The 11,617-nt window shown below is 57.6% G+C and carries 10 protein-coding genes and 3 pseudogenes; 5 read left to right on the forward strand and 8 right to left on the reverse strand.

What is annotated here, in order from left to right:
* Positions 1 to 199 (forward strand): annotated as a pseudogene (locus tag ASF69_RS23450) (oxidoreductase); the annotation flags it as partial.
* A gap of 264 nt (positions 200 to 463) precedes the next feature.
* On the opposite strand, the gene ASF69_RS14840 reads toward ASF69_RS23450, so the two are convergent.
* The 4 genes from ASF69_RS14840 to ASF69_RS14855 form a co-directional block, all read right to left on the reverse strand.
* A complete protein-coding gene (locus ASF69_RS14840) occupies positions 464 to 910 on the reverse strand; it encodes a carboxymuconolactone decarboxylase family protein (RefSeq protein ID WP_062588797.1) in 447 nt (148 codons plus the stop codon).
* A 94-nt stretch (positions 911 to 1,004) separates the two neighbouring features.
* Positions 1,005 to 1,442 (reverse strand): cupin domain-containing protein, encoded by a 438-nt coding sequence (locus ASF69_RS14845; protein ID WP_062588798.1) that lies wholly within the window; start codon positions 1,440 to 1,442, stop codon positions 1,005 to 1,007.
* A 16-nt stretch (positions 1,443 to 1,458) separates the two neighbouring features.
* Positions 1,459 to 2,211, reverse strand: a complete 753-nt coding sequence (locus ASF69_RS14850; protein WP_062588799.1) for an NAD(P)H-binding protein — start codon at positions 2,209 to 2,211, stop codon at positions 1,459 to 1,461.
* 11 nt (positions 2,212 to 2,222) lie between these two features.
* A complete protein-coding gene (locus tag ASF69_RS14855; protein WP_062588801.1) occupies positions 2,223 to 2,735 on the reverse strand; it encodes an Rrf2 family transcriptional regulator in 513 nt (170 codons plus the stop codon).
* A 249-nt stretch (positions 2,736 to 2,984) separates the two neighbouring features.
* Here ASF69_RS14855 and ASF69_RS14860 point away from each other — a divergent pair, with 249 nt between their 5' ends.
* Entirely contained in the window at positions 2,985 to 3,566 is a 582-nt protein-coding gene (locus tag ASF69_RS14860) for a TetR/AcrR family transcriptional regulator (RefSeq protein ID WP_062588803.1), read from the forward strand.
* A gap of 72 nt (positions 3,567 to 3,638) precedes the next feature.
* Positions 3,639 to 4,370: pseudogene (locus ASF69_RS14865) on the forward strand (SDR family oxidoreductase).
* A 166-nt stretch (positions 4,371 to 4,536) separates the two neighbouring features.
* Here the strand turns inward: ASF69_RS14865 and ASF69_RS14870 are convergent.
* Both ASF69_RS14870 and ASF69_RS14875 read right to left on the reverse strand, forming a co-directional pair.
* Positions 4,537 to 5,523, reverse strand: coding sequence for an NAD(P)H-quinone oxidoreductase (locus tag ASF69_RS14870; protein WP_062588805.1), 987 nt, complete (start codon positions 5,521 to 5,523; stop codon positions 4,537 to 4,539).
* Positions 5,524 to 5,535: 12 nt separating this feature from the next.
* Complete coding sequence (locus ASF69_RS14875) at positions 5,536 to 6,072, reverse strand: hypothetical protein (protein ID WP_062588807.1); 537 nt, start codon at positions 6,070 to 6,072, stop codon at positions 5,536 to 5,538.
* 116 nt (positions 6,073 to 6,188) lie between these two features.
* Here ASF69_RS14875 and ASF69_RS14880 point away from each other — a divergent pair, with 116 nt between their 5' ends.
* Entirely contained in the window at positions 6,189 to 7,115 is a 927-nt protein-coding gene (locus tag ASF69_RS14880; RefSeq protein ID WP_062588808.1) for a LysR family transcriptional regulator, read from the forward strand.
* 405 nt (positions 7,116 to 7,520) lie between these two features.
* Positions 7,521 to 9,692, forward strand: coding sequence for an EAL domain-containing protein (locus tag ASF69_RS14885; RefSeq protein ID WP_062588809.1), 2,172 nt, complete (start codon positions 7,521 to 7,523; stop codon positions 9,690 to 9,692).
* A 281-nt stretch (positions 9,693 to 9,973) separates the two neighbouring features.
* Here ASF69_RS14885 and ASF69_RS14890 read toward each other — a convergent pair whose 3' ends face one another.
* Positions 9,974 to 11,020 (reverse strand): 2-dehydropantoate 2-reductase, encoded by a 1,047-nt coding sequence (locus ASF69_RS14890; protein ID WP_062588810.1) that lies wholly within the window; start codon positions 11,018 to 11,020, stop codon positions 9,974 to 9,976.
* 294 nt (positions 11,021 to 11,314) lie between these two features.
* Positions 11,315 to 11,617, reverse strand: a pseudogene (locus ASF69_RS23625) (hypothetical protein); the annotation flags it as partial.

Consider the following 11,617-nt stretch of genomic DNA (forward strand, 5'->3'; position numbering starts at 1 on the left):
CGTCTGGGCAGCAACGCGGCCCGAACTCGACGGTATCGGCGGTGTCTACTGCGAAGATTGCGAAGTCGCCCTGCCGCAGACAGAGACGGATGGAACCAGAGGTGTGGCCCCGTGGGCCATGGATCCACAGGCTGCTGAACGGCTCTGGCTGCTTTCTGAGCATTTAACCGGCTTGTCAGTAGGTGATCGTCGAGGCTGAGGCATATCGGCAGCCTAGCGCTTTGCGATTTCGCCAGGCGAGGCCTTTGGGCAGTCGATGACCGGCTACATTATGGTCAGTCTGTATCAGGCAATGGTAAACAGCGGCTCACCGTCAGAAACCTACTGACGTGATCGATGCGGATAATGCCTTCCATCTCTGGGAGATGGCGACACGGATACTGCGATTGCCATTGTCATTCGGAACACCCTGTCGACCTGAACGGATCGGCAGGGTGTTACTCGCGCGATGACCTGACGCTGATCAGGCCTTGGCCGCCACCGGAAGACGAAACGGCGCTCCGAGACGGTTGAAGGCGTTCATCGCGGCGATCGTAATCGTCAGGTCGACAAGGTCTTTTGGTTCGAAAGCGGCTGCGGCTGCGGCATAAGCCTCGTCAGACGCGTGGGTCTGGCTGACGTTGGTCACCTCCTCGGCCCAGGCGAGAGCGGCCCGTTCCTGCTCGCTGAACAGGTGAGGCACCTCGTCCCAGACCGGAACAAGCATGATCTTATCGGTGGACATCGTCTTGCGCAGATCGCGACTATGCATGTCGATGCAATGGGCGCAGCCGTTGATCTGCGACACGCGCAGGAAGACGAGATGAACCAGCTCTTCAGGCAGGTTCGTTTTCTTGGTGACGTAGTGATGGACGCCGAAGAGCGCCTTTGCACCCTCGGGGGCGACTTCGCACCAGTTCATGCGGGACATATTGTTTTCCTTTCTCGTGGATACGGTTCTCCGTTCGCCGGAGAAACCGTCGTTACTTGTGCAGTAGGGGAGGGTGTAGGTCTGGTAGGTAGCGCTACGGCTTGCGCGGCGTCGTCAGGGCGGTGTCATCGGTATCGACGACGAAGACGGCGAGCAGCTTCGCCGGCTCGGTCTTGCTGGCGTTGGCGCTGACGTCGTGGCGGTCTCCCGGCAGTTCAGTGAAGTTCTGACCGGCGGTAAAGATCTTCGTCTCGCCGCCGTTTACGGCGCTCTGGATCGCGCCTTCGAGAACCGTGGCGTAGATAAGCGCGGACTTTGCATGCGTATGGGCAGAGCTGTAGCCGCCGGGGCCGTACTCGACGAGGACGCCCTTCACGCTCTTGCCGGGAACGCTGGGAAGCGGATGCTCATAGACAAGCGTCACCTTGGCGTCCCTCGTATCGTACACGAGCCCCGATTCTGCGACGTCATGAGCGGAAGCGGTGGCCAGGGAAGCCGCGAGTGCCGTAGCCGCATAGAGGATGATTTTCATGGTCTTTCTCTCTTGCTTAAACTCTGAGCCACTCGGCGATCGTGATCCGGCCCTTGATGGAGTCTCCGCCGGGAACCAGCGAGCCTGCCATGACCGGCGCGCCGAAGTAGTCGACGGTGGCGTCGGCGTTCACGGGGCGGTTATCGCCTTTGGCATCGAGATACGTACTGACGAAGGATCTGAAGGGTGCCCGTTCAGGTCCGGCGAGGTCGACGGTGCCGTTCTTCGGCTCGCTGAGCGCGGCTTCTACCAAAGCAGCGGCGACGTCGTCGGCCGCGATCGGTTGGAAGTCGATATCCGGCACTGTCACCGCGCCGTCGGCCGAGTACGCGTCCACCAGCGTCTCCGTGAATTCATGGAATTGTGTCGCCCGAACGATCGTGAAGGCCTGGCCCGAGGTAGCGACGGCCTCCTCCTGCGCCAGCTTACCTGCCATGTAAGGATTGGCCGCGAGCTGATCGGCATTGACTATCGACAGGACGACGTGATGGCGCACGCCCGCTGCCCGTTCGGCGCCCATCAGGTTGCGGCTCGATGTGGCGAAAAAATCGGTGATCACGTCCCTGTCGAAGGACATCATGTTCGATACGTCGATGACGGCGTCGGCGCCCGCAAGGGCTTCGGCCAGTCCTTCGCCCGTATAGGCATTGATCCCGTTGCGGGAGCTTGCGACGACGGCCTCGTGGCCGGCATCCTGCAGCAGCTTCACTGCTTTCGAGCCGATCAGGCCCGTGCCGCCGATGACGACGACCTTCTTCAACTTGCTCATGTTGCTTTCTCCTATGACGAGGCGCGATTGCCCGTCTTGCGTTCGTGGAGTTCGAGGAAGGCGCATCCTCGTGCGGCGATACCGCCGTCGTCGTCTGCGCCTAGATTCGCCAGAAGGTCCGCGACGGACACCTTGGCGAGTTCTGCGCGATAAGCCTTCTCGGCCTTCAGCATCGCGGCGTTGATCTGGCAGGGCTTGGTGAAGTAGCGCTGCGGCAGAGGGTTCGGCCCCCGCTGGCGGATCTCGGCACAGCGGAAGGCGGGTGCCGGTCCTTCGACCGCAAGGACGATGTCGAGAAGGCTGATGTCCTTCGGCGCCTTGGCCAGCCGGTAGCCGCCCCTCGGTCCCGGCGTCGTCGCGACGATCCCGGCGCCAGACAGCGCCTGCAGATGCTTCAAGAGGTAGCTCGTCGAAACGCCGTGGAGTTCGGCCAGTGCTGCCGCCGAAAGGACGCCGTCTTCGGACAATCCCGCCAGGAATGCGGTGCAGTGAATCGCCTGCTCGATGCCTTCGCTCAGTTTCATGATATACCTCCTAATCGTGGATATAAAATATCCACGAATATGTTCGATGTCAATCCGGGATCAAGTAGATCGTTGAAAATTCGGAATGTGAGATCAGAAAACGGAGCTCTGGCGGCTAGGCGCTTCGCGATAGTCAGGAAGCTCGCACTCTCATCGACACCCCGACGTATTGTAGCTGCTTTCGGTACATCTCCGGGCGGTAGGATTTGAATTATTGACATATCAGTCCATAATTAATAGATCGGCTGCATGGCAAGACCGAGAGAATTCGACCGAGACGCAGCGTTGGAGAAAGCACTGAAGGTGTTCTGGGCAAAGGGATTTGCCGCGACCTCTACCGATGATCTGCGTGTGGCGATGGGCATTGGCAGACAAAGCCTCTACGGCGCCTTTGGCGACAAACGTACTCTTTATCTTGAAGCGCTGGATACCTATCAGCAGCGGACAAACACTGGACATGTCATGAGGTTGAGCGGCCCGACATCGCCTATAAAAGGCATCGAAGACCTGCTTTCCGGTCTTGTGTCGGAAGACGATTGTGAGCGTGTGCTGGGATGCATGGGGGTTGGATCAGTCGGCGAGTTTGGCGTGACCGATCCGGATCTCAATACGCGCCGCGCCACTGCCAGTGCGGCACTAGGTCAACGCATTTCGGAGAGAGTGTTGGAGGGCCAGCGTTCGGGGGAAATCAATCCTGTTCTCGACGCTGAAGAGACTGCTGCGTTTATTCAGATGACAATGACCGGCCTGCAAGTGGCTGCGCGTGGCGGCGCAAAAGCTCCACATCTGAAGGCGATGGCACGCTTTGCAACGAAGCGTCTAAAGCCATAACCAGGCCTCTGCGACAACGAGGCTTTTCATTTGCTCAATTATGGACTGATCTGTCAATAAAAGGAGACTCCCATGACGATCGAAGAACGCAAAACCGCCCTCGTATTTGGAGGTGCCCGTGGCATCGGCGCCGCCTCGGTCGAGAGACTGGCAAAAGACGGTTACGATGTCGCCTTCACATATGTTTCGCGACCAGACAGCGCACAGGCGCTCGTCAGCGAGATCGAGAAGAGCGGGCGCCGCGCCGTAGCTGTCCAGGCCGACAGCGCAGACGCTGACGCCATTCGTGGCGCGGTGGCAAAAACTGTCGACATCTTCGGGCCAATCGACGCCGTCGTTGTCAACGCAGGGATTTAGCGGCTCAACGCAGTGGATGCGGTCAGTCTCGAAGAACTCGATCTGATGATCGACATCAACATCCGCGGCGTTTTCTTGTCCATCCAGTCCGCAGTGCCGCACATGAAGGATGGCGGCCGGGTCATAAAGATCGGCTTGAACACGGCGGAACGGACTGGAATGGCGGGAGCAAGCGTCTACCAGTTCTCCAAGGCTGCCGTCGCAGCGATGGTGAAAGGCTTGGCCCTTGATCTGGCTCCGCGGCGCATCACCGTCAACAACATCCAACCTGGTCCAACGGACACGGACATGAATGCCGGTGCCATTGAGATGTTGTCTAACCGCAGCCCCTTGAAGCGCGTTGCCGACCCCCGGGAAATTGCGGGAATGGTGTCCTATCTCACGGGTCCCGACACGTCCTTCATGACCGGATCGAGCCTGACAATCGACGGAGACTGGACGTTATAAATTCAGCGCTGCAGGGATAGGGCCGTTCACAGCGGCTCTGTCCACCACTCCGCCATCTTTCCTCCTGCAAAAGTCTGCTGGGCAAAACTCACCGCCGGTCAATCTTTTGAATTATCGCGGTACAGTTCGCGAGTTCCACTCAGTCCAAGAGCTCACGTATCCGGCATCACCCATGAAAATTGCCAAGAACGATCTTGCCGAACACTCCGCCGGCCTCCATCCGGCGATGGGCATCCGATGTCGCTGAGAGCGGATACAGTGCCCCGACAACGGGCTGAAGTTCTTTGCCCATCATTGGCAGCACATCGTCCCTGAACCGGCAGATCATTGCTCTTTTTTCTGAGCGCGATCTGGATTTCATGACCGTGCCAAGCAATTGCAAGTGATTGTGAAGAACAGTCCCGAGCGGAATCTTGGCGTTGTCATCCCGCCCCAACAGGCCCACTTGGACAAGCCGACCACCGGGAGCAAGACTACGAATGTTGCGGGCGAGGCAGGACCCGCCGACAAAGTCGATGATCAGAGCGACCCCGCGAGACGCCGTCGCATCAACAACTTCCGCCTCGAAATCCATTCGCCTGTAATCAAAAACAGCATCGGCGCCCAGCGAAAACACGTTTTCGATGTTGCCTGCCGAAGCGGTGGCCAGCACGGTTACTCCTGCCGCTTTCGCGAGCTGGACGGCTGCTGATCCGATACCGCCTGCAGCAGCATGGATGAGAACGGTCTCGCTTTTTGCGATTTGTCCGAGATGGGCAAGCGCCTCCCAGCCCGTGACGAAGCTTTCCATGACTGCGGCAGCCTCCATGAAGGACAAGCTGGTAGGGATGGCTGTCGCCATTCCGCCATCGACACGGGCGTACTGAGCATAGGCCCCGCCACCGACAATCCCCATGACACGGTCGCCGACGGCAAAGCCGGTTACTTCGTTTCCGACGGCTGTCACTTCTCCGGCGACCTCGAGGCCGAGGATGTCACTGTCGCCGTAAGTCTGAGCGCCATAGACGCCTTCACGTTGAAGAAGGTCGGCGCGATTGACACCGGCCGCCATAACCTTCACCAAAAGGTCGTCAGGGCGCACTTCGGGTATTGGGACATCGGCAAGTCGCAGGACATCCGCGCTTCCGAAGTCGTCGAAGACGATCGCTTTCATTCGAAGATCTCCTTACTTGGACAGTGCCCGGCGGGCGATGCTTGCAGCGAAGAGAGGTGTCTCACGGCTATTGTGGTCACCGCCCGCTGCCTGGCGGGCTGCTGCGGCATCTTCGAATTTGATGCTGTGCTCGCTGAGGAAAGCCATGAACACATCCGTCGGATGGGCGGTAACTTTGTTGGTATAGCGGGTCCTGCCATCGTCGATCTTCTCGGCCATCAATTCCCAGACGACGTTGACCTGGGTGCGCCCCTTGTCAGTGAAGACGTCCGAGATCGAGTTCATGCGGCAGTAGGCAGGCTCGGCGACCTCGGCCACATAATGCTGCACAACGAGGCCCGAGCCGATCTGCTCAACATTGATCGACATGCGACGACCGTCGTCGGTCCATGTGACGCCGGCTGCAATGTGATCAGGCGGGCAGCAGCGCAGGTATTCGGCTTCCGGCAGGGTAAAGAGCCAGTCGGCAATGTCGATCTTTTCGAGCGGAACGTCGATCTCTGCGGAATAGGCGGACTGGGAGAGAATTGTATCTAGGACCTTGACCATTGGAGTGTTCCTTCTGTTTGTTGGGCGACCGCCCGTTGACGAGAAGGAAAATGCTTCGGATGCCCGCAGATGATAACAAACTGAATGGTCGAAACGGTTTTGCGCTGTAGGCAAAGATGAGAGACCCACGGTTCGCTGAACATCTCGCGGTCTACGTCGATGTCGTCCGCACTGGGAGCTTCTCAGCTGCCTCTCGGCGTAGGGCTGTCACACCCTCGGCTGTCGTTCGACAGATTGATGCGCTCGAGCAAGACCTGGGCGTTGCTCTCCTTGTTCGCTCGACGCGAGCGTTGTCATTGACGGACGCGGGCCGTCATCTCTATGAGCGCGCCCAGCGCCTGCTCAACGATCTGGCCGATACACATGCCGAGGTTGCCGCCTTCGATAGTGCGGTCAGCGGCACGCTGCGGATCGCTTGTTTCCCGACTTTCGGAAAGCGCTATGTTATTCCTGTTATCGCATCGCTAGCGCAGGAATATCCGGGTCTGCATGTCGAGCTGGATCTTACCGAGCGGCTGGCCGATCCCGTGGCCGAACGGCTCGACCTAGTGGTGAGGATGGGGGCGCTTGCGGACAGCTCCCTGATTGCCACGAAGCTTGCTCCGCTTGACCGCATTCTTGTGGCGAGCCCTGGTTATGTCGAGCAGCATGGCGAGCCGGAAGACGAGAATGCGCTCATCCATCATCGCCTTCTCGACAAGCTCCATGGCAATGATCTGCTCGGATGGTCTGACATTCTCGGAAGCTCCGCCGGCGAGGCCTGCAAGCAAGTGGCTTTCCGGTCCGATGATTTCGAGGCGTTAAACAGCGCCGCGATCTCCGGAATGGGAGTGGCCTTTTTGCCAAGCTGGGTTTCGGGCCCCTCCACCCAGGCAGGTGATCTCATCCGGCTGAAACTCCGTGGCGAGCGATGGAACGAGCGATCGTCAGGCATCTATCTCCTGCGTGCCCTCCAGGTGCCGTCCGCCAAGGTCAGGGCGTTTACGGAAGCACTCAAGGCCCATATCGGCGCACCGCCGCGGTGGGGTGTCAGTGGGGAATAGCAACGGCCGGCAAATCAAAGCTAATGAAGTCAATGCTCCCACAACTCGTCGAGTGAGGGTTCGATTCTCATCAAGGCGAAGGCGTGTATTGCCACTGCTTTGCGCCTTCATTTCAGTCATTCAAGACGGCCAAGACGCCCCCAAGACCCGTCATTCCCAGTTTGAAGTGGTGCCGCCTGCCAACGGTTCGCTCTTGATCGGCGAATTATCCTGTAATCAACAAACGGCAGAAACCTCTCGCCTTTTGAGATCGTCTTCCGCGGACGAGCCGAGGTCTCGACGCTGATTGCAGGTCAAGACTCTTGGGTTAGTTGATAAGGATAACAACCAAAACTTAACCGTATCCTTTCCTTGAGGCTTAACCCAGATGGTCTAGGTTCCGTCCAATGAAAAGGCAGATGGCGCATGATTAAGCAGTCACAGTGGTTCGTGAAATGGCTAATTCCGGCAAGCGTGGCGGCTCTGGTTGGAGCGATGCTACTTAGCACCCTTTACTGGGCTGCAGCCAAAACCGACGAGGTTGCCGCGGAGCGGCAGAAGGGTCTCGCCACCCTGATCGTAGCCAAAATTCAATCTTCCGTTGCTCATGATCAAGAGAGCGCCACCGTGTGGGATGACGCGGTCATCAAAACCAAGGACGATGATCACGATTGGCTTGACGTGAACCTCGGCCGTTGGATGAACACCTACTTCGGCCATGATGCCGCTGTCGTTTTATCGCCAGATGGACTGCCGATTTACCAGTTTCTTGCAAAATCATCCAGCGGAGTGTCACCTGAGGACCTTCGTCTGGCTTATAGTCCACTTGCAAAACGGCTGCGTGAACGCCTTGTCGCTGGAGACCAGGAAGGCATCTCGGACACGGTTCTTTCAATCGGTGAGAGTGATCTGACCTATGTAGGGAGACGACCGGCTGTGGTCAGTGTCAAACCGATTATGTCTGACACGGGCGAGATCGAGCAGCAGGCGGGAGAAGAGAACCAGCATGTGGCGGTACGGTTTCTAGATCAAGATTTTCCGGCCGAAATAGGTGATGAATACCAATTCGCCGAGATGCAGTTCACGACTGAGATGCCCCGCGACCAGCACCACTCCCATATCGCTCTCACCTCGAGGTCCGGACAAACGGTAGGATACTTAAATTGGCATCCATTCGAGCCGGGAACGAACGTGTTGCACGCGACGATTCCCGTCGTTGGACTGTCTATCATTGGCATATTCATCGCCGCAAGCTTGGCCGGGCATGCAATCTGGCGACGCTCCGTCAAGCTCAATTTCAATCGCCAGGAGCTTCAACATCTGGCACTGCGCGACAGTCTGACGGGTCTGGCTAACAGGGCTCATTTCAACAGTGAGCTCGCGGCACGGCTAAGGGAGGCATTGCCTGAGGACTTATTCAGTGTGCTTTTAATTGACCTCGACCGGTTCAAGGGTGTCAACGATACCTATGGACATCCAACGGGGGACAAACTCATCGCCTTAGTTGCTGCGCGGATGCGGGACATTCTTCCGGACGCTCTCATTGGGCGTATTGGGGGTGATGAGTTCACGGTCTTGGTTGAAAGGATGAACCCGGACGACGTCGTCGCCATTGCTGACAAGATTGTCGTGGGCCTGCGCGAGCCTTTTGAGATTGACGGGGCATATGGTGCCATTGGTGCGAGCGTCGGTGTGGCGATTGCATCAGGTGCGAATGCAGACGCTGTCGAACTGACGAGACAGGCGGATATCGCTCTCTATCACGCAAAAGCTGCGGGACGGAATGCATACGCAGTGTTTGGCAATCACATGGACGAACTTCTGCGCACCCGCCGAAAACTGGAACATGACCTCCGCGAGGCCTTGGCGACGGGGACGCAGATCGAGGTTGTCTACCAACCGGTCTACTATGCTGACAGCGCGGGCCCGTGCTCGCTCGAGGCTTTGGCGCGGTGGAAACACCCGGAGCTAGGCCCTATTGGTCCCGATATGTTCATCCCGCTCGCGGAAGAGATCGGCGTCATTAACAGGATTGGAGCTCACGTTCTGGAGGACGCGTGCAGCCTGATCGCCCGGTTGCCTTCCATAAGTGTCGCCGTGAATGCTTCAACGTCCGAACTCGCTTCAGCTGGCTACCCGCTGCGCGTTCTTACCACGCTGGCCAAATGGGGGATCGAACCGGCCCGATTGGAAATCGAGATCACAGAGAGCTTGGCCATCAGTGGTGAGGAGACCGAGCGGAACGTCACGATGCTGAGAGCGGCCGGCGTAAGGTTTGCAATCGACGATTTTGGAACCGGATACTCTTCGTTTTCGAGGATCCAGAATGTGAGTGTCGATAGGCTCAAGATCGACAAGTCGTTTATCGCTGGGATGGGAGAAGGCCAAAACAGCGCGATCGTCGGAGCGATCATCAACCTCGCTCGGGCGCAGGGGCTACAGACAACGGCTGAAGGGGTCGAAACCCAGGAGCAGAGAGATGCACTGAAGTCGTTGGGCTGCGATAACATCCAAGGGTTTTTGATGTCGCGCCCAATAGCTAGGGACGACATCATCGCGCTTCTGCAAGTAGGCCACTTCAATAAAGAGCACGGCTGACCAGCCGGCTGGGCTCAGAATTTCGAACGCAACGCGGCGCGATGCGACGAACAATTTATTTCTGCGCTAGAAACGAGTCGTCGACTAATGACCCAGTCACCTGTGGCTAGGCTCCCAATTAAGGACGGAGCAACCAAAAGGTTTCTGCCATCCAGTGAGCAAAAACAAATTCTGCCGTGGGCAAAGTGGGCAACGACGCGCGTACAAATTACATTTCGCGCTTGAGATATCAAAGCACTCGATGGATTAAGGTCCCGTTAAAGGACCATAGGGCGCTTTAATCATGATGCTATGGAGCGGGCAGCTTCACTCCTGTACCGTGCAAGGCTGGAAATATACCTGGTCAAGGGCATGTCGATATTTTGCATCGACGCGAGTTCGAGTACCGCTTCACAGATCGCCGCGAGTTCCAGTTGCCTGCCGCTCTCGTAGTCCTGCAACATTGATGTTTTGGCATCTCCCATTCCGGCTCCAAATTTCAACAAGCCCTCTGGGTCTGCTTCGAGGCGCGCACCAAAGGAAGCGGCGACAAGCATTGTTTCATCAATCAGTTTGCGAGAAATCATAGACAGATCTTCACGGCCGCACACATGTTTCAATGGTGCTCCGGCCACCACCGAAAGGGGGTTAGACATCAAATTGGCGGTGACCTTCGTCCACAACGGGTCCCGGATCCTTGAGCTCAGGCGTGTCGCGATACCACAGCGGTTAAAGGTCTCTACCAGCGAATGCGTTCGGCCACGTTCGATGTCGTCGATTTCGCCCAGCACCATTCTGATCGGATTGAGTGCCACAGCCTTACCAAGCCCCACGCGCTCGGCGGTAAAGGAGGCAATTACTCCGACCGTTTGTTGTGGCGGCATGAGGCTTGCCAGAGCGCCTTCGGGATCGACTGATCGGACGGTTCTTCCTGCGAACCGTCCCGATATGCCGTGGAAGTACCACCAAGGGATGCCGTTTACGAGAGGGAGGATCAGAGTGTAGGGACCTATGGCTTTCCTCGAAGTGATCGCAAGTGACTCGAGATCCTGGGCCTTCGAGCAGAGGAGCAAGACGTCGTGAATACCAATGTCGTTTCCGTCGCTGGCGAGAACGTCCGCCCTTATCTCTCCTTGGGGTTGGCGCAGCGTGACACCGGACGATGAAATCGCCTTCAAACTATCCCCTCGTGCTATTACGGTTACCTGTTGGCCTCCCGCACCCAGCAAGGCGGCGAGAGTGGTCCCGATCGCCCCAGGGCCAGCTACGCAGATTTTTAGGGTTCCGTCGAAAGCAGGTCGTACACTCATCTTATCCATCCATGCGAAAGTTATTTTTTCTTGTCGCATAGGGTGGGTTCTGAGAGATTTCAGGCTGGAGGCCGTCTGTTACATTCAAAATTTGAGCCACGGCAACTGATCGGATGCGGGAAACTTGGCCTGATCTTCGAGAGTTGCCCATTTTCGATCTTTTTCAATCTCGCGGCTTGTACATAGTGAGCTCCCGAAGCCATCGGCCGATCAGGTCAGTGAACGCGATCAGCGACCCGCATGACGGCTAGCTTCGCAAAGCCGGGATGGACCAAGACCGCACAAAGGTTGAAGGGATCACTGTGCATAACGCCGCCGTTAAGATTCAACAAGTTAAGTGATATGGTGTCGAGGACCTTTGTTACGACTCCGTTCAAGGCGCTCGCGTCCAAAAGCGCTACATCGAATCAGGGCGCGCCCCTCGCCACTACCCACAACTGATGATGCAAGGGATCGGCTTGGGGGGTGGTGCAGCAATTCATCTGGACGTGCGGCCTCAACGCGATTCCGCCCAAGGGCTTTCGCGCGGTACAGCGCGCCATCGGCGCTTGCAAGCATCCCGGCGAGGTCGTGGCAGTCTGGTGCCGCAAGGCCAATACTGACGGTGGCTTGGGTTTTCAGGCCCTCTGCCCGCGC

This window comes from Rhizobium sp. Leaf311, from assembly GCF_001423445.1.
Lineage (GTDB): Bacteria > Pseudomonadota > Alphaproteobacteria > Rhizobiales > Rhizobiaceae > Agrobacterium.

What these genes read in the sequence shown, in the direction of transcription:
- ASF69_RS14840 (WP_062588797.1), bottom strand. Translation starts at nt 910, where the DNA reads ATGTCCCGCATGAACTGGTGCGAAGTCGCCCCCGAGGGTGCAAAGGCG.
- ASF69_RS14880 (WP_062588808.1), top strand. Translation starts at nt 6,189, where the DNA reads ATGAGAGACCCACGGTTCGCTGAACATCTCGCGGTCTACGTCGATGTC.
- ASF69_RS14875 (WP_062588807.1), bottom strand. Translation starts at nt 6,072, where the DNA reads ATGGTCAAGGTCCTAGATACAATTCTCTCCCAGTCCGCCTATTCCGCA.
- ASF69_RS14855 (WP_062588801.1), bottom strand. Translation starts at nt 2,735, where the DNA reads ATGAAACTGAGCGAAGGCATCGAGCAGGCGATTCACTGCACCGCATTC.
- ASF69_RS14885 (WP_062588809.1), top strand. Translation starts at nt 7,521, where the DNA reads ATGATTAAGCAGTCACAGTGGTTCGTGAAATGGCTAATTCCGGCAAGC.
- ASF69_RS14845 (WP_062588798.1), bottom strand. Translation starts at nt 1,442, where the DNA reads ATGAAAATCATCCTCTATGCGGCTACGGCACTCGCGGCTTCCCTGGCC.
- ASF69_RS14890 (WP_062588810.1), bottom strand. Translation starts at nt 11,020, where the DNA reads ATGCGACAAGAAAAAATAACTTTCGCATGGATGGATAAGATGAGTGTA.
- ASF69_RS14850 (WP_062588799.1), bottom strand. Translation starts at nt 2,211, where the DNA reads ATGAGCAAGTTGAAGAAGGTCGTCGTCATCGGCGGCACGGGCCTGATC.
- ASF69_RS14870 (WP_062588805.1), bottom strand. Translation starts at nt 5,523, where the DNA reads ATGAAAGCGATCGTCTTCGACGACTTCGGAAGCGCGGATGTCCTGCGA.
- ASF69_RS14860 (WP_062588803.1), top strand. Translation starts at nt 2,985, where the DNA reads ATGGCAAGACCGAGAGAATTCGACCGAGACGCAGCGTTGGAGAAAGCA.